Genomic DNA, 17,746 nt, shown 5'->3' with positions numbered 1-17,746 from the left:
TGCCGAGCGCAGGTTTCATGGGCAGGTCGTCAATTCCAGGCGGAGGGAGAGAACAGGTAACCTTCGCCCCACACCGTCTTGATCTTTTCGGATTCGGCATCGTCGAACTTGCGGCGCAGCTTCGAGATGCAGTTGTCGATGCTGCGATCGAGGCCGTCGAACTCGATGCCGCGCATCTTCTTGAGCAGGGCGTCGCGCGAGAGCACGCGTCCGGCCGCCTCGGCCAGCACCAGCAGCAGCTTGTACTCGGTATTCGACAGCACGCAGGGCTGGCCGCGCCAGACCACGCTGCGGTCGGAAGTGACGATGCGCAGCGCGCCGAACTGCAGCACGCGCGCATCGACGCCCGACTTGGCCTGGGTGCGGCGCATCAGCGCGCGCAGGCGCGCCAGCAGAACGCGCGGCTGGACCGGCTTGTTGACGAAGTCGTCGGCGCCTTGCTCGAGGCCGGATACTTCGTCATAGGAGTCTTCGCGCGCGGTGAGGATGAGGATGGGCACGTCGGACTGGTCGCGAATCTGGCGGCACACGACCATGCCGTCCAGGCCCGGCAGCATCAGGTCGAGGATCACCACGTCGGGCGCCAGCTCCTTGAAACGGTCGAGCGCCGCATCGCCGCGCGTGACCAGTTCGACCGCGAATTCATAGCCGGACAGGTATTCGGTGACGAGCTCGGCCAGGCGCGCATCGTCTTCCACCAACATCACTCGGTACATACAATTTTCTCCTCCGTCTCGCATTGTATAAGACCAAGTGTCCAATTAACACATCCTCCAGACATAGAAGACAGTCCATTACAGTTTGACGACAATTGGAAGCGCTTGCGGCTTGTCGGGACGATCACGAGCGTGGCCATCGTGCCACCTCGCGGTGGGATGTGAGGTTGCAGATCTGTGGATCTACCCATCCGGAATGTCCTGAAAACGGACTGATCGATGTCAAACGGGCGCGATCGAACGGCGGTTAAAAAGGTGATCTTTCTGTTTTGATCATCCGAGAGATACGCAGTGACGACCGCACCGCATGACGCGCAATCCGACATCCACCCCGGTTCGGGCGATCCGCACGGCGGCTGGCTCCCCCGCCATGGCAGTGCCGGCATGCGGAGGTATGTCGAACGCGTGCTGGGCGCCGGAAGGATGCCGCTGGCGCCATCGGTGCAGGCGCTGGCCACCTACATCGAGGACAACGAAGACGTCCGCCGCCTGGCCGACAAGGCCTGCGCCGAATGCCTGGCCAGCGTCGGTACGCATTCTCCGCGCATCCAGGATGTCGACGCCTTGCTGCATGGTTTCAACACGATGCTCACCCATGCGCCGGGCTTCGTCGAGGGCGAATTGATCGGCCTGCCGTTTTCCGCCTTCCTGGCGGATATCGGCCGGACCGCGAGCGGCGCCGCCTTGTTCAGGCATCCAGTCGTCAAGCTCCTGGCGTCGAACATCCTGAACGACTGGCATGCCTTCCTGGACAGCCCGGCCTCGAACGTGGGCTTCCGTGTCGATGGCGAACAGTGGCTGTCGGCGGCGGTGAAGGAGCGATACCGCTTCTCCTTGTGGCGCAAGGATGCCGGCGCGCCGCCCTACTGGAACAGCTGGAATGCCTTCCTGACCCGACCCTTCGACGATCCCGCGCTGGCACGTCCCGTCGCCGATCCGGATTCGAACCGGACCGTCGCCTGCCCGACCGATGGCGCACCGGCACGCGCGGACGCATTCCGCTTCGGGAGCAGGCATTGCACGCTGGCCGATCTCCTTGCGACGAGCGCGCCCCAGCAGCAGGCGCTGGTCGACCGTTACCGGCTGGTCGAGCTGTTCGAGGGCGGCCGGGTGTTCCAGACGACGCTGGGGCCGTATGACTTCCAGCGCTGGTGGGCGCCCGTGCATGGCGAAGTCCTGTTCGACCCGTTCACCATTCCCGGCGGCTTCGCCAGCGGGGTGATCGTGATCAGGACCGCCGACCATGGCCATGTGTGCTGCATCCCGACGGGCACGCGTGCGGCGTCCGGCATCGTGTTCGATCCGGCCGTGCGGCGCGGCGCGCGGGTGCGCAAGGGCCAGGAAATGGGGATGTTCAGCGGCGGCGGTGTCTCTTTCGCGCTTTTTTTCGAGAAACCGCCCGGCAAGGAACTGATCTTCCTGAATGCCGACGCCGTGCGCCGGTCGCGGGGTTCGGTGTTGATTGGTGCGCAGCTCGGCGCCTGGTACGTCGGAAAGTCGTCACCGACCGACTTAAATATTGGATTCAGTAAATAAAAATTTCTTAAAATAAATTTCAATCCAGTGTTGCCTGGAAATAAATGTCTATACAGAAAAATATCTGTAATAATCGGATTACTTTCTGACGATAACTTCAGGTTTCGATCAGAAAAATCGATGCCTCACCGGCGCAGATCCGGTAGCGCATCTTCTGCTCCTGCCTACCACATACTGCACGGCGGCCAAATGTTCATCCGACACATTCCAACTACCCGGAACGGATCAGCGGCAGGCTGCCAGTCGACCATCACTTCTCCATCAAGGTTCGCCTGCACCTCGCACGGCGAACGCCATGTCACGCGGCGCGGCTTGTCCCGCGTCAGTACGGCGGGTGCACCACATGCCAAGCCTTCGACTGCCGGTTCTCAAAAATCTCAAAACATAACCGCGGTCAATGATTCTCGAAATCGGCTCCAGCAACATCATCTCACTTTCACTGTTTTGATTAACCCCGATGCAACGGCGCCTCCCGGGCGCTGAAGTGAAAGCAGGGAGCGCAATACCTTTGCGGTCGTCCAGGCAGCAATCTTGCACAAAGAGGAGAGCGGCAATAGCGCACATTCACAATCCGAAGAGCACTGTTGGAGAACTGTATCGAGCGGCTGTCTCGCCTGGTAGGCAGTTCGGCCGCCAGGAGCATGCCGACGTCCTTTTTGATGGCAGGGTGCTTTAACTATTCAATGAGCTTGATTTAACTAGAAAAGGCGTAGGGGTTGGCGCGCGGGTCCAGGACTCGACGTGGAGCATGCACATCACACCAAAAAAAGTGGAGACATGAAAATGCTGGAAACCATAACCAGGCAGGTGCCCCCGGCGCCCGCATATCCGTCTGCAGGTCTGAAACAACAACACCTCACCGATCAAGGAGCGCCAAATGCATAATTCATCGGCAGCCGCGCTTCAGCCCCATCAACCGGCGTCCGGCAATACGCGCTGGTTCCAGCTCGCCGTCGGCGTCGTCTGCATGATCGCCACGGCGAACATCCAGTATGCGTGGACCCTGTTCGTTCCAGAAATCCAGGGTGAGTTCGGCTGGTCGCGGGCTAGCATCCAGGTCGCGTTCACGCTGTTCGTCATCGTCCAGACCTGGCTCGCGCCGCTCGAAGGCTACTTCATCGATAAATTCGGTCCCCGCATGATGGTCGCCTTCGGCGCCATCTTCATCGGCCTGGCCTGGATCATCAATTCGCAAGCCACCACCCTGGCCGGGTTCTATGCGGGTGCGGCCGTCGGCGGTATCGGCGTGGGCTCGATCTACGCCACTTGCATCAATAACGCGATCAAGTGGTTCCCGGATCGCCGCGGCCTGGCCGTCGGCCTCACCGCGGGTGGGTATGGCGCCGGTTCGGCCGCCACGATCCTGCCGATCGCGGCCATGATCGAGTCGTCGGGCTTCCAGCAGACCTTCCTGTTCTTCGGCATCCTGCAAGGCACCCTGGCCTTCGTCGCCGCCTGGTTCCTGCGCTCGCCAACAGCGGCCGAAGTCAAGAAGTCGAGCAAGCTGGTGCAATCGACGCATGACTACACGCTCAAGGAAGCGCTGAACACCAAGCTGTTCTGGCTGATGCTGGTGATGTTCGTGCTGGTGGTCACCGGCGGCATGATGGCGGTGGCGCAGCTGGGCGTGATCGCGCAGGATCTCGGCGTGAAGGAATTCCAGGTCGACCTGCACTTCTTCGTGATGGCCGCCTTGCCGCTGGCGCTGATGCTCGACCGGATCATGAACGGCGTCTCGCGGCCGCTGTTCGGCTGGATCTCGGACCACATCGGCCGCGAGAAGACCATGGTCATCGCGTTCACGCTCGAAGGCTGCGGCATCATCGCGCTCGGCTACTTCGGCCACAATCCGTATGCCTTCCTGATCCTGTCCGGCGTCGTGTTCCTGGCCTGGGGCGAGGTGTACTCGCTGTTCTCGGCGCTGGCCGGCGATGCCTTCGGCACCAAGCACATCGGCAAGATCTACGGGGTGCTGTACACCGCGAAAGGTATCGGCGCGCTGTTCGTCCCGGTCGGCAACCTGATGATGGAGGCGACCGGCACCTGGTCGACCGTCCTGTACACGGTGGCCATCATGGACCTGACTGCGGCGCTGCTGGCGATTACCGTGCTGCGGCCGGTGCTGCGCAATCACGTCAGCTACTCCAGGAGTCGCTACGCGGAAGAAAACGCGGTCGGGAAGGGGCCTTTGCCTGCCTGACAGCCCCGGTGCGGCATGACAGGGAAACGGGCTTCTTCGGAAGCCCGTTTTTCTTGCCTGGGCGGCGCGGTTTCGATGTTAAAACGTCATTTCATGAATCTTGACTGCGGTCATTGAGCTCGTCCGGTGCGTCTCGTTAAGATCAAACGGCGTTTTGTTCCCACGCGCCGATGGGTGAAGTGTGCAGTGCAGCGTGCACGAATGCGCTGCCGGGAGCAGAATGCAATGGCTGAGTTAAATCTTCGGAGGAAACTGGTATGGGCAAGGCACTGGAAGGCGTTCGCATCCTCGATTTCACCCATGTCCAGTCCGGACCGACCTGCACCCAGTTGCTGGCCTGGTTCGGGGCCGACGTCATCAAGGTCGAGCGCGCCGGCGAGGGCGATGCGACACGCAGCCAGTTGCGCGACATCGCGGGCGTGGACAGCCTGTATTTCACCATGCTCAACCATAACAAGCGCTCCATGACGCTCGACGCCAAGCGGCCGGCCGGCAAGGAAGTGCTGGAGACGCTGATCAAGCACTGCGACGTGCTGGTCGAGAATTTCGCGCCCGGCGCGCTCGATCGGATGGGCTTTTCCTGGGAGCGTATCCAGCAGCTGAATCCCCGCATGATCGTGGCCTCGGTCAAGGGTTTCGGTCCCGGCCCCTACGAGCACTGCAAGGTCTATGAAAACGTGGCCCAGTGCACCGGCGGCGCGGCGGCCACCACCGGTTTCGACGATGGCCCGCCGATGGTCAGCGGCGCCCAGATCGGCGACAGCGGCAGCGGCCTGCACCTGGCGCTGGGCATCGTCACCGCGCTCTACCAGCGCAACAGCACGGGCCGCGGCCAGAAGGTGCTTACCTCGATGCAGGATGCGGTGCTGAACCTGTGCCGGGTCAAGCTGCGCGACCAGCAGCGCCTCGAGCGCAACGGCGTCATGGAAGAATATCCGCAGTTCGCCGACGGCCAGTTCGGCGAGTCGGTCCCGCGCGCCGGCAATGCCTCGGGCGGCGGGCAACCCGGCTGGATCCTCAAGTGCAAGGGCTGGGAGAGCGATCCGAACGCGTACATCTATTTCATCGCGCAGGCCCAGGTCTGGCCCGCGGTGTGCAAGCTGATCGGGCGCGAGGAGTGGATCACAGACCCCGATTACGCGACCCCGAAGGCGCGCCTGCCGCGCCTGATGTCGATCTTCGCCACGGTGGAGGAGTGGAGCACCACGCTCACCAAGTTCGAGGCGATGGATATCCTGAATAAATACGATATCCCTTGCGGCCCGATCCTGTCGATGAAGGAAATCGCCCAGGAACCGTCGTTGCGCGCCACCGGCACGATCGTCGAAGTCGATCATCCCGAGCGCGGCCCCTACCTCAGCGTGGGCAATCCGATCAAGCTGTCCGACAGCCCGACCGAGGTGCGCCGTTCGCCCCTGCTGGGCGAGCATACCGATGAAGTGCTGGCCGACCTGGGCTATTCGCGCGAGCAGATCGCGCTGCTGCGCGACGAACGGGTGATTTAGGGCCGGCTCATGCCTGGCCGGGTCCAGTATCCGGGCTGGGCATAGACCGCCTTGAGGGTGTCGATGAAGCTGCGTACCCGCGCCGGCAGGTGGCGCTGCTGCATGTAGACCGCCATGATGTCGTAGTCGGGCAGCGCGTACTCGTCGAGCACCGTGACCAGTTCGCCGCTCGCCAGCTGCGCCTGGATCTCCCAGGTCGACCGCCAGGCCAGCCCCAGTCCTTCGCTGGCCCAGCGGTGCAGCAATTCGCCGTCGTTGCAATCGAGGTTGCCGTCCACCTTGACGGTCACCGGCTTGCCGTCCTTCTGGAAGTACCAGCCGCGCTGCTGCCCGCCCTGCAGATTGAAGGCGAGGCAGTTGTGCTGCGCCAGCTCCTCCAGCGTGCGCGGGACGCCGCAGCGCGCGAAATAATCCGGGGTGCCGCACACCACCCGGCGGTTGGTTGCCAGCCGCACCGCGACGAAACTCGGATCGAGCACGCCGCCGATCCTGATCCCCAGCTCATAGCCTTCGCGCACCAGGTCGACCACGTGGTCGGTGAGGTTGAACGAGATCTGCACGTTCGGATTGGCCGCCAGGTAGGCCGGCGCGTGCGGCGCCACGTGCAGCCGTCCGAAGGCAGCCGGCGCCGACACGATCAGGTGCCCGCTGGCCTGGTCGCGTCCTTCGGAGACGATGGTCTCGGCCAGGTCGATGTCGGCCAGCAGCCTGCGGCAATGCTCGAGGAATACCGACCCCGACTCGGTCAGCGTCAGGTGGCGCGTGGTCCGGTGCAGCAGCTTGACGCCCAGCCGGCGTTCGAGCGCATCGATGCGGCGCCCCAGCATGACCGGCGTGATGTTCTGCCCCAGCGCGGCGCGCGCCAGGCTGCCCTTGTCGACGGCGTCGACGAAGGCCCACATCTGTTTGACCTTGTCCATGCCTCCAGTATTCCATACTCCAGAGATCGAATACACCTACTTTTTGTGTTCTTATCATCGGCGCCGCGACGCTCTAGCATAAGGTCATCGCAATCGTGCGTTCATGAGCCTGGAGGTTGGAATGGCAAGGATGACAGCAGCAGAGGCAGCGGTGCTGGTGATGGAAAAAGAGGGCATCGAGGTCGCCTTCGGCGTGCCCGGCGCCGCGATCAATCCCTTCTACGCAGCGCTGCGCAAGCGCGACAGCATCCGCCACTACCTGGCGCGCCACGTCGAAGGCGCCTCGCACATGGCCGAAGGCTATACCCGGGCCAGGGCCGGCAACCTGGGCGTGTGCATCGGCACCTCCGGGCCGGCCGGCACCGACATGATCACGGGCCTCTATTCGGCGCAAGCCGATTCGATACCTATTCTTTGCATTACCGGCCAGGCGCCGCGCGCCCGCCTGTACAAGGAAGACTTCCAGGCGGTCGACATCGAGTCGATCGCGAGGCCCGTGACCAAGTGGGCCGTCACGGTGCGCGAGCCGGCCCTGGTGCCGCGCGTGTTCCAGCAGGCCTTCCACCTGATGCGCTCCGGCCGGCCCGGCCCGGTGCTGATCGACCTGCCGATCGACGTCCAGATGGCGCAGATCGAGTTCGACGGCGACACCTATGCGCCGCTGGCGCTGCACAAGCCGCAGGCGACCCGCGCCCAGGTCGAGAAGGCGCTCGACATGCTGAACGCGGCGCGCCGCCCCTTGATCACCGCCGGCGGCGGCATCATCAATGCCGACGCCTCGGCGCTGCTGGTGGAGTTCGCGGAGATCACGGGCGTGCCCGTCATCCCGACCCTGATGGGATGGGGATCGATCCCCGACGACCATCCGCAGATGGCGGGCATGGCCGGCCTGCAGACCAGCCACCGCTACGGCAATGCGACCTTGCTGGCTTCCGATTTCGTGATGGGCATCGGCAACCGCTGGGCCAACCGCCATACCGGCGGCATCGAGGTGTTCACCAAGGACCGCACCTTCGTGCACATCGATATCGAACCGACCCAGATCGGGCGCGTGTTCGGTCCGGATCTCGGCATCGTGTCCGACGCGAAGGCCGCGCTCGCACTGCTGGTGGAGGTGGCGCGCGAATGGCGCGCGAGCGGACGCCTGCAGGACCGCACCGAATGGCTCGAAGAATGCCAGGAGCGCAAGCGCACCATGCTGCGCAAGAGCGACTTCGACACCGTGCCGGTCAACCCCTTGCGCGTCTACCACGAGATGAACGCCTATTTTGGACGCGACGTGCGCTACGTGGCCAGCATCGGCCTGTCGCAGATCGCCGCCGCCCAGTTCCTGCATGTGAACCACCCGCGCCACTGGATCAACTGCGGCCAGGCCGGCCCGCTGGGCTGGACCATCCCGGCGGCGCTCGGCGTGCGCGTGGCCGATCCCGACGCCGACATCGTCGCCATCTCGGGCGACTACGATTTCCAGTTCCTGATCGAGGAGCTGGCGGTGGCGGCGCAGTTCAAGCTGCCGTACATCCACGTCCTGGTAAACAACGCCTACCTCGGCCTGATCCGCCAGGCCCAGCGCGGCTTCGAGATGGACTACTGCGTCCAGCTGGCGTTCGAGAACGTCAATGCGCCCGAGCTGGAAGGGTATGGCGTCGATCACGTCGCCGTGGTCGAGGGCCTGGGCTGCAAGGCGCTCAGGGTGTTCCGGCCCGATGACATCATCCCCGCCTTCGAGCGCGCCCGCGCGCTGATGCAGCAGTACGGCGTGCCGGTGGTGGTCGAGATCATCCTCGAGCGCGTCACCAACATCGCGATGGGCACGGAGATCGACGCGCTCAACGAGTTCAACGACGTCCTCGATGTCGAATAACGCCAGCACAGGAGACCGAGATGACCAGACTTGCCGCCAACCTGACCATGCTGTTCAACGAAGTCGATTTCCTCGACCGCTTCGAGCACGCCGCCAGGGCGGGCTTTCGCGGCGTCGAATTCCTGTTCCCCTACGCGTACCGGGTGGAGGACATCGCCGCCCGGCTCGACGCACACCGCCTCGAACTCGTGCTGCACAACCTGCCGGCCGGGGACTGGGCCGGCGGCGAGCGCGGCATCGCCTGCCATCCGGGACGCGAAGCGGAGTTCCAGGACGGCGTCGGCGCGGCGATCGCGTATGCCAAGGGGCTGGGCGTCAAGCAGCTCAACTGCCTGGCGGGCATCGTGCCGCCCGGCGTCGCGCCGGAGGAGGCCTGGTCCACGCTGGTGTCGAACCTCGGGTTCGCCGCCGGCAAGCTCAAAGGCGAGGGAATCCGCCTCCTGATCGAACCGATCAACACCTTCGATATCCCGGGATTCTTCCTGCATGGTACGCGCCAGGCGCTGGACCTCATCCACGCGGCCGGCTCCGACAATCTGTTCCTGCAGTACGACATCTATCACATGCAGCGCATGGAGGGCGAACTGGCGGCGACGATCAAGGCCAACCTCGGCCTGATCCGCCACATCCAGCTGGCCGACAATCCTGGCCGCTTCGAGCCGGGCACGGGCGAGATCAATTACCGCTATCTGCTCGGCATGCTCGATGAGATCGGCTATGACGGCTGGGTGGGTTGCGAGTACAAGCCCAGGGCCGGCACCGCGCAGGGCCTGCACTGGATCGGCGAGCACGGCCTTTGATCAGGGCCCGCAGTGACAGCGCGTGAAGCGCTTCGCACGACAACACACCTGGAGACCATCATGACGAAAGTAGGATTCATCGGCCTTGGCATCATGGGCGGCCCCATGGCCACCAAGCTGCAGGAAGGCGGCTGCAAGCTGTACCTGCACGACCTGAAAAATCCGCCGCTGGCGCTGATCGAGGGCGGCGCCACGGTCTGCACCAACGCCACCGAGGTGGCCAAGCGCGCCGACATCATCATCGTGATGGTGCCCGACACCCCGCACGTGGAAGAAGTGCTGTTCGGCGCCGAGGGCGTGGCGGCCGGGCTTACCCCCGGCAAGATCGTGATCGACATGAGTTCGATCTCGCCGATGGCCACCAAGGAATTCGCGAAAAAGATCAACAAGCGCCAGTGCGACTACCTCGACGCGCCGGTGTCGGGCGGCGAGGTGGGGGCGCGCGCCGCGACGCTCACCATCATGGTCGGTGGAGGGCAAGAGGCGTTCGACCGGGCCAGGCCGCTGTTCGAGCTGATGGGAAAGAACATCACGCTGGTGGGCGGCAACGGCGATGGCCAGACCACCAAGGTGGCGAACCAGATCATCGTCGCGCTCAACATCCAGGCCGTGGCGGAGGCGCTGCTGTTCGCCTCGAAGGCGGGCGCCGACCCGGCCAGGGTCAGGCAGGCGCTGATGGGCGGCTTCGCCGCCTCGCGCATCCTGGAAGTGCACGGCGAGCGCATGGTCAAGCGCACCTTCGCGCCGGGCTTCCGTATCGAGCTGCACCAGAAGGACCTGAACCTGGCGCTGCAGGGTGCGAAAAGCCTCGGCCTTTCGCTGCCGAATACGGCCAGCGCCCAGGAGCTGATGAATTCCTGCGCCGCCCACGGCATGGCCCAGCTCGATCATTCGGCGCTGTGCCAGGCGATCGAGCGGATGTCGAACCACGCCATCGCCACCGCCTGACGCGGCTGCCTTCCGCCATCGGGGGAATCATATGGATACCTGGGTGTTTCATCATCCGGCCTGCCTGGCGCACGAGCCCGGGCCGGGCCATCCCGAATCGCCGCAGCGCCTGCACGTGGTGATGAAGGCGCTGCGCCAGCCCGAATTTTCGCAACTGGCCTGGCGCGAGGCGCCGCTCGGCACGCGCGGGCAGGTGCTGCTGGTGCACGGCGAGGAGTATGTCGACGCGATCGCCGCCGCGGCGCCGCGCAGCGGCCTGGTGGCGCTGGACGGCGGCGACACGCTGATGTCGCGCGGCACCTGGGAGGCGGTGATGCGCTGCGTCGGCGCCGCCTGCGCCGGGGTCGATGCGGTGGTGGCGGGGGAGGCCGCCAACGTCTTCTGCGCGACCCGGCCCTGCGGCCATCACGCCGAGCCGGAGCGGGCGATGGGCTTCTGCATCTTCAACCAGGCCGCCATCGCCGCGGCCTACGCCCTCGACGCGCATGGCCTGCAGCGCGTCGCCGTCGTCGATTTCGACGTCCACCACGGCAACGGAACGCAAGCGGCATTCTTCCACCGCCCACAACTATTCTTTGGTTCGACCCATCAGTCGCCGCTGTATCCGGGAACCGGTGCGGAACACGAGACGGGTGCCAGCGGCAATATCGTCAACCTGCCGCTGCCGCCGGGCGCCGGCTCGACGCTGTTTCGCGCCGCCGTGAAGAGCGAGCTGCTGCCCGCCTTGCGGCGCTTCGCGCCACAGCTGATCGTGATCTCGGCCGGGTTCGACGCGCACCACTGCGATCCCCTGGCCAATATGACCCTGGAAGACGAGGATTACGCCTGGATTACGCGCGAAGTGATGGAGATCGCAGGGGAGGTGTGCGAGGGCAGGATCGTGTCGATCCTCGAAGGCGGCTACAGCGCCGAAGGGCTGCTGGGCGGCAGCGCGGCGCACGTACGTGCGCTGCTGCAGCGCTGAAGGGTGTTGCGCCGGGGGCTAGCCCCGGAAGATTACAGGCCGCAACCGTAGTAGGCCGGGTCCGAATCCTGGCCGGTGTAGCCTGGCTCGAGCTTCTCGCGCAGGTTGAGCGTGAGGAAGGCGACGATGAGCGACAGCAGCGAGTGCGACGGGGCTGCGAAAGTGGTTCCGGCTGGTGCGTTGATCATGACTGGCTCCTGAAAGTTGGTTTGTGCGATGCAGTAAATATAGGGACTACCTGCCGGCGCTTCCAATTTCGAGTGCTGATACCAGTTATGCTGCATGTGAATGTTGCTCTATGAGAACCGGCATTTTTCCGTGATCTCTACGGTGATCCGCCTGTTCGCCGCGCGTGGCTGGGCCGCCACAGGATCAGGATCCGGGTGACGGAATCAGCGCGGCGATCCGGGCGTAGCCTTCGTCCAGCAGGAACTGACGGAACGCCCGCGCCACCGGAGGCAGGCGCTTCTCTCTCCGATGCACGACATACCAGTTGAGCATCAAGGGAAACCCTTCGACCTCCAGCACCACCAGACTGCCCGCGGCCAGTTCGCGGGCGATCGTATGAAACGACAGGAAACCCAGTCCGATCCCGGCGATCACCGCCTGCTTGATCGTCTCGGTGCTCTTGATCTCCATGGCGACCTTCAGTTGATCCAGGCGGGGGCCGAAGGCGTCCTGCATCGAGAACCAGGTATCGGAGCCCGGTTCGCGGATCACGAACGGGTGACCGATCAGATCGGTCATCGAGATGCGATCGCGTCCATCAGCCAGGGGTGGTCGGGCGCAGCCACGATCACGTAGGGATGGGGGGCGAAGGCATCGTTCTGCGTGTCGAGATCGGCAGGTGGCCGCACCATCACGGCCAGGTCGGTGCGGTTCGCCGCCAGCTTGTCCAGCAATTCCTCGCGGTTGTGCACCGTCAGGTTCAGCTGCACGCCCGGATGCTGGCGCGCGAAAGCGACCATTAGCTGCGGAAAGAAATAGTCGCCGGCACTGATCACGGCCACGTTCAGCTTGCCGCCGGCGATTCCCTTGAGTTGCGCCATCGCATCTTCCGCTTCGTCGAACTGCTGGATGATGGCGCGGCAGAAGTGCAGCAGCTCGTCGCCCGCCTGGGTCAGGTAGATCTTCTTTCCCAGCTGTTCGAACAAGGGCATGCCGACGTGGCCCTCGAGCGTGCGGATCTGCGTCGACACGGCCGGCTGGGTCAGGTGCAGTTCCTCGGCGGCGCGCGAAAAACTGAGGCGGCGCGCGACCGTCTCGAAGACTTTCAGTTGACGCAATGTCGCGTTCTTCATCGGTTCTCCCCACCCATGTATACGCAGTCGTTAATGATTATCCCTAAAAACTTTCACTATTACTCATGATTTTGTTCGACTACGATGGTTTCAAGACAGCTCGACCGCAACCACCCACCTGGAGACTGCCATGACGACGACCTGCAGCAGCAACATCGATGCCGAGTGCAATGCCTATAACGCGGCGTTTCATGAACTGGGACTGAGCTGGGTCTGGGATACCGGACTCTACGCGAACGCGGTCGCCGGCGCCGATGACCGTACGGGCCTGCGCGATTATCTGGCGCGGCATCAATCCCACCTCCTGAGCGCGCACGACGCGGATTTCCTGGTCGAGGCGATCCTGGCCGCCAAGGAACGCTGCCAGGCGCAGCTGAGCGCCGCCGGCTGCAATCCGGCAGCCTTCATCGACTGGTCCGCGCTGCAGCAGCGGCAGATCGGGGCGTAGCCCCGGGCGGCACGGTTGAGATTTTCGAATCTTAACCGTGGTCAAGGATATACGGATTTCGTTCTTCCACAATCAGAGCATCCACCGACCCGACGTACGAGAGACTTCCCATGATCCGACACTGGATACGCTTCCAACACCTCGACACCGTACGTTTTGGCACGCTCGAGGGCGACAAGATCCGGATCTTCAAGGGCGATATGTTCGACAGCCCGCGACGGACCGACATGGCGGTGAACCTGAACGAGGTCGAGGTGCTCACGCCGAGCGTACCGGGCAAGGTCCTGGCGATGTGGAACAACTTTCACGCGCTCGGCCAGAAGCTGGGCCTGGCGCCGCCCGCCGAGCCGCTCTACCTGATGAAGCCGTCGACCTCCCACCTGGCGCCGGGCGGCACGATCCGCAAGCCGCTGTGTGAGGGCAAGGTGGCGTTCGAGGGCGAGCTGGCGATCGTGATCGGCCGTCGCTGCACCGCGGTCCCGGTCGAGGAGGCGCACGACTACGTGTTCGGCTACACCTGTGCCAACGACGTCACCGTGGGCGAGATCATCGGGCGCGATCCGACCTTTCCCCAGTGGGTGCGCGCCAAGGGCTTCGACACCTTTTGCCCGTTCGGCCCGGTGATCGCCACCGGGCTCAACCCGGCAATGCTGGTGGTGCGCACGACCCTGAACGGCGAGGTGCGCCAGGATTATCCGATCAACGACATGGTGTTTTCGGTGGCCGAACTGGTCAGCCGGATTTCCCAGGACATGACACTTGAGCCGGGCGACCTCCTGCTGTGCGGGACGTCGGTCGGCGTCGGCTCGATGCGGCCGGGCAGCACGATCGAGGTAGAGATCGACGGCATCGGAAAGCTCATCAATCGGTTCGAGTAAACGACAAGGGGTGGGTCATGAAGATCGCAGTAATTGGAGCGGGGGCTATTGGCGGCCTCGTCGGCGCCAGGTTGGCGCTGGCGGGCGAGGAGGTGACGTTCATCGTGCGGGGGGCCAATCTGGCGGCGATCCGCACGAAGGGCATCAAGCTCATCGAGATGGACGGGGAGGAGAGGGTCGCCTCGCAGGTGCGCGCGACGGACGATTATGACGCAGCCGGCGAGCAGGACCTGGTGATCCTGGCCCTCAAGGCGCACCAGGTCGATGGGGTATCGGCCCAGATCGGCAAGCTGTTCGGTCCGCGCACCGTGGTCGTGACGATGCAGAACGGCATACCGTTCTGGTATTTCCACCGCCATGGCGGCGAGTTCGACGGGCGCACCGTGCACAGCGTCGACGCCGGCGGCGAGTTGGCGCGCCGGATTCCACCGGAGCGGGTGCTCGGCTGCGTGGTCTATCCGGCCGCCGAACTGGTGGCGCCGGGCGTCATCCGGCACATCGAAGGCGTGCGCTTCCCGCTGGGGGAACTGGACGGTACGGCGAGCGAGCGGGTGGCTGCGGTATCGGCCTGCTTCCAGAACGCCGGCTTCAAGTCGCCGGTGCTCGACAATATCCGCGCCGAGATCTGGCTCAAGCTATGGGGCAACGTCAGCTTCAATCCGATCAGCGCGCTGGCGCACTCGACCCTGGTCGACATCTGCCAATACCCGCTCACGCGCGAACTGGCGGCGGAGATGATGCGCGAGGCGGAAGCGGTGGCGACCAAATTGGGCATCACCTTCCGCGTGACCCTGGACCGGCGGATCGAGGGCGCGGCGCAGATCGGCAAGCACAAGACCTCGATGCTGCAGGACGTGGAGGCGGGCCGGGGGCCGGAGATCGATGCCCTGGTCGGGTCGGTGATCGAACTGGCGCGCATGACCGGCACGCCGACGCCGCATATCGATTCGGCGTATGCGCTGGTGAAGCTGCTGGAGCAGACCATGACCGAGGAGGGTGGTGGGGTCAAGCTGCAGAGGGCGGTGACGACAGCTTAGTTGCAATCAGCACGTCGCCCCCGCGGAGGCGGGGGCCCAAGTTCTGCTTGCGCTGCCGAAACGCTTGCAAACTTAGGCCCCGCCTTCGCGGGGGCGACGTTTTCGCGCAAACGAAGGAAACAGCTTCGCCTGACTGTCAGATCTTCCCCCGATTCTTCAAGCGACTCAAGGTCTCCGGCGACAGGTTCAGGTACGCCGCCAGTTCCTTCTTGGGCAGCCGTTCGAACAGGTCGGGATGCTTGCGCATGAAGCGGTGGACCCGGCCCGGCGCATCGAGCAGATGCAGCGTGATGGTGTGCGCCATGATCGCGCTCATCAGGTTCATGACCTCGTACTCGAAGGCCTGCTTCACGGTGCTGTGACTTGCCAGGTAATCGACCCACTGCGGCAGCGGCATGCGCGCCACCCGCACCTTGGTGACGCAGGCGATGCTGAACGGCGTCGGCGTCTTGAGGCACCAGGCGGCGTAGCTGGTCTCGATGTCCCGTTCCGCCGAGAAGCGCAGGATCATCTCCTTGGCTTCCTGGTTGGAGACCTGGCGCTTGAGGATGCCGTCCAGGATGAAGTACTGCGACATCTCGTGCACGCCCTGGTTCATCAGCAGGTCGCCCTTCTGGTGGTTCTCGATCGTGAGATACGGCTCGAGCGCCGCCATTTCGCTGTCGCGCAATTCCTTGAGTACCACATTCTGCTTTAACTGCAGACGAATGATGTTTCGTTCCGAGTGATTTGCAATAGTCGTCATGAACGCGGCCGTTTAGCGAGATTTTCGCATCATGCGGCCAAAATTGACCATGGTCAATGAGACAAATCAGGCGTGCTGGCTATGATGGTTTGCGGGCGATACACACCGCGTTCTGCCCGGATCGACAATAACTGGAGACAGCAATGACTAACCACGTATCGGTAGACGTGACCGACGGCTTCCACCTGGTAATCGATGCCCTGAAACACAACGACATCGATACGATCTTCGGCCTGGTCGGCATTCCGATTACCGACCTGGCGCGCCTGGCGCAGGCCGAAGGGATGCGTTTCATCGGCTTTCGTCATGAACAGAACGCCGGCAATGCCGCGGCAATCGCCGGGTACATGACCCAGAAACCCGGTATCTGCCTGACGGTCTCGGCGCCGGGCTTCCTCAACGGCCTGACGGCGCTGGCCAACGCCACCACCAACTGCTTCCCGATGATCCTGATCTCGGGCTCGAGCGAGCGCGAGATCGTCGACCTGCAGCAGGGCGACTATGAAGAAATGGACCAGCTGAACGCGGCCAAGCCCTACGCCAAGGCGTCCTACCGCATCAACAAGGCCGAGGACATCGGCGTCGGCGTGGCGCGGGCGATTCGCGCCGCCGTCTCGGGCCGCCCGGGCGGCGTCTATCTCGACCTGCCGGCCCAGCTGCTGGCGCAGACCATCGAGGCCGGCCACGCCAAGCGGTCCCTGATCAAGGTGGTCGACCCGGTGCCGCGCCAGCTGCCGGCCCCGGACTCGGTGCAGCGCGCGCTGGCGCTGCTCAAGGGCGCGAAGAAGCCGCTGATCCTGCTCGGCAAGGGCGCCGCCTATGCGCAGGCCGACGACGACATCCGCGCGCTGGTCGAGCGCACCGGCATTCCCTACCTGCCGATGTCGATGGCCAAGGGCCTGTTGCCGGACACGCATCCCCAATCGGCTTCGGCGGCCCGCTCCTACGTGCTGGCCGAAGCCGACGTGGTGGTGCTGATCGGCGCGCGCCTCAACTGGCTGCTGGCCCACGGCAAGGGCAAGACCTGGGGCAAGCCGAAGCAGTTCGTCCAGATCGACATCTCGCCGACCGAGATCGACAGCAACGTGGCGATCGCCGCGCCGCTGATCGGCGACATCGGCTCCTGCGTGGCGGCCCTGCTCGACGGCCTGGACGGCGCCGGCATCGCCAGGCCGGACGCCGAATGGCTGGGCCCGATCGCCGAGCGCAAGGAGCAGAACACGGCCAAGATGGCGGCGCTGCTCAACCGCGACGTGGCGCCGATGAACTTCCACACCGCCCTGCGCGCCATCCGCGACGTGCTCAAGCAGCATCCGGACATCAACCTGGTGAACGAGGGCGCCAATACCCTGGACTATGCGCGCAGCATCGTCGACCAGTACCAGCCGCGCAAGCGTTTCGACTCCGGCACCTGGGGCATCATGGGCATCGGCATGGGCTATGCGATCGGCGCGGCCGTCGTCAGCGGCAAGCCGGTGGTCGCGATCGAAGGCGATAGCGCCTTCGGTTTTTCCGGCATGGAGCTCGAGACCATCTGCCGCTACGAGCTGCCGGTGACGACCATCATCTTCAACAACAACGGCGTCTACCGCGGCACCGACGTCAACCCGACCGGCGGCAAGGATGTCGCGCCGACCGTGTTCGTCAAGAACGCCCGCTACGACAAGATGATCGAGGCCTTCGGCGGCATCGGCTACCACGTGACCAGCCCGGAAGAGCTGACCAGGGCGCTGAGCGAGGCGATCGCCGCCGGCAAGCCCGCCCTGATCAATGCCGTGATCGACGAGACCGCCGGCACCGAGAGCGGACGCCTGACCAATCTGAATCCGCAGAGCAACGCGAAAAAGTGACCGATCCGTAGTACAGCGAAGCGACACGCATGAC

Annotated in this window: 15 protein-coding genes and 1 pseudogene; 11 read left to right on the top strand and 5 right to left on the bottom strand. The window is 64.2% G+C overall.

Annotation, left to right across the window (positions count from 1 at the left end; all coding sequences use genetic code 11):
• Positions 1–29: 29 nt before the first annotated feature.
• On the bottom strand, positions 30–716 hold the full coding sequence (locus DIR46_RS05990) for a response regulator (protein WP_109344415.1): 687 nt from the start codon (positions 714–716) through the stop codon (positions 30–32).
• 291 nt (positions 717–1,007) lie between these two features.
• On the opposite strand from DIR46_RS05990, the gene DIR46_RS05985 reads away from it, so the two are divergent.
• From DIR46_RS05985 to frc, 3 genes are all read left to right on the top strand, one after another.
• On the top strand, positions 1,008–2,252 hold the full coding sequence (locus DIR46_RS05985; protein WP_162819443.1) for a phophatidylserine decarboxylase associated domain-containing protein: 1,245 nt from the start codon (positions 1,008–1,010) through the stop codon (positions 2,250–2,252).
• An 877-nt stretch (positions 2,253–3,129) separates the two neighbouring features.
• A complete protein-coding gene (gene oxlT, locus DIR46_RS05980; RefSeq protein ID WP_109344413.1) occupies positions 3,130–4,452 on the top strand; it encodes an oxalate/formate MFS antiporter in 1,323 nt (440 codons plus the stop codon).
• A 257-nt stretch (positions 4,453–4,709) separates the two neighbouring features.
• Positions 4,710–5,957 carry a formyl-CoA transferase gene (gene frc / locus DIR46_RS05975; protein WP_109344412.1) on the top strand — a complete coding sequence of 416 codons (1,248 nt, stop codon included), beginning with the start codon at positions 4,710–4,712 and terminating at the stop codon, positions 5,955–5,957.
• On the opposite strand, the gene DIR46_RS05970 is transcribed toward frc, so the two are convergent.
• A complete protein-coding gene (locus DIR46_RS05970; protein WP_109344411.1) occupies positions 5,954–6,877 on the bottom strand; it encodes a LysR family transcriptional regulator in 924 nt (307 codons plus the stop codon). The genes frc and DIR46_RS05970 overlap by 4 nt on opposite strands.
• Positions 6,878–6,998: 121 nt before the next feature.
• Here DIR46_RS05970 and gcl point away from each other — a divergent pair, with 121 nt between their 5' ends.
• From gcl to DIR46_RS05950, 4 genes are read left to right on the top strand one after another with little or no spacing between them, the layout of a single operon-like run.
• Positions 6,999–8,741, top strand: coding sequence for a glyoxylate carboligase (gene gcl, locus DIR46_RS05965; RefSeq protein ID WP_109344410.1), 1,743 nt, complete (start codon positions 6,999–7,001; stop codon positions 8,739–8,741).
• A gap of 20 nt (positions 8,742–8,761) precedes the next feature.
• Positions 8,762–9,541 carry a hydroxypyruvate isomerase gene (gene hyi, locus DIR46_RS05960; protein WP_109344409.1) on the top strand — a complete coding sequence of 260 codons (780 nt, stop codon included), beginning with the start codon at positions 8,762–8,764 and terminating at the stop codon, positions 9,539–9,541.
• 60 nt (positions 9,542–9,601) lie between these two features.
• Positions 9,602–10,489, top strand: a complete 888-nt coding sequence (locus tag DIR46_RS05955) for a 2-hydroxy-3-oxopropionate reductase (RefSeq protein ID WP_109344408.1) — start codon at positions 9,602–9,604, stop codon at positions 10,487–10,489.
• Positions 10,490–10,520: 31 nt separating this feature from the next.
• Complete coding sequence (locus DIR46_RS05950; RefSeq protein WP_109344407.1) at positions 10,521–11,453, top strand: histone deacetylase family protein; 933 nt, start codon at positions 10,521–10,523, stop codon at positions 11,451–11,453.
• 32 nt (positions 11,454–11,485) lie between these two features.
• Here DIR46_RS05950 and DIR46_RS26480 read toward each other — a convergent pair whose 3' ends face one another.
• On the bottom strand, positions 11,486–11,641 hold the full coding sequence (locus tag DIR46_RS26480; RefSeq protein WP_162819442.1) for a hypothetical protein: 156 nt from the start codon (positions 11,639–11,641) through the stop codon (positions 11,486–11,488).
• A gap of 184 nt (positions 11,642–11,825) precedes the next feature.
• Positions 11,826–12,754: pseudogene (locus DIR46_RS05945) on the bottom strand (LysR family transcriptional regulator).
• Between the two features lie 130 nt (positions 12,755–12,884).
• Here DIR46_RS05945 and DIR46_RS05940 point away from each other — a divergent pair.
• The 3 genes from DIR46_RS05940 to DIR46_RS05930 all read left to right on the top strand — a co-directional run bounded on the left by DIR46_RS05940 (position 12,885) and on the right by DIR46_RS05930 (position 15,117).
• Positions 12,885–13,202 (top strand): HAD family hydrolase, encoded by a 318-nt coding sequence (locus tag DIR46_RS05940; RefSeq protein ID WP_109344406.1) that lies wholly within the window; start codon positions 12,885–12,887, stop codon positions 13,200–13,202.
• 110 nt (positions 13,203–13,312) lie between these two features.
• The gene (locus tag DIR46_RS05935; protein WP_109344405.1) at positions 13,313–14,080 is read left to right on the top strand and encodes a fumarylacetoacetate hydrolase family protein; all 768 of its coding nucleotides are present in this window, start codon (positions 13,313–13,315) and stop codon (positions 14,078–14,080) included.
• Between the two features lie 17 nt (positions 14,081–14,097).
• Positions 14,098–15,117, top strand: coding sequence for a 2-dehydropantoate 2-reductase (locus DIR46_RS05930; protein ID WP_109344404.1), 1,020 nt, complete (start codon positions 14,098–14,100; stop codon positions 15,115–15,117).
• Between the two features lie 136 nt (positions 15,118–15,253).
• Here the strand turns inward: DIR46_RS05930 and DIR46_RS05925 are convergent, their stop codons facing one another.
• Positions 15,254–15,862: a Crp/Fnr family transcriptional regulator gene (locus DIR46_RS05925; RefSeq protein WP_109344403.1), complete on the bottom strand. Its 609-nt coding sequence runs from the start codon at positions 15,860–15,862 to the stop codon at positions 15,254–15,256.
• Positions 15,863–16,005: 143 nt separating this feature from the next.
• Between DIR46_RS05925 and oxc the strand changes: the two genes are divergently transcribed.
• Positions 16,006–17,712, top strand: coding sequence for an oxalyl-CoA decarboxylase (oxc, locus tag DIR46_RS05920; RefSeq protein WP_109344402.1), 1,707 nt, complete (start codon positions 16,006–16,008; stop codon positions 17,710–17,712).
• The last annotated feature ends 34 nt before the right edge of the window (positions 17,713–17,746 follow it).

The sequence above is a fragment of the Massilia oculi genome (assembly GCF_003143515.1).
GTDB classification, from domain to species: domain Bacteria; phylum Pseudomonadota; class Gammaproteobacteria; order Burkholderiales; family Burkholderiaceae_D; genus Telluria; species Telluria oculi.
The sequence above is the reverse complement of the archived record's forward strand: the minus strand, read 5'-3'. Positions and strand labels throughout refer to the sequence as shown.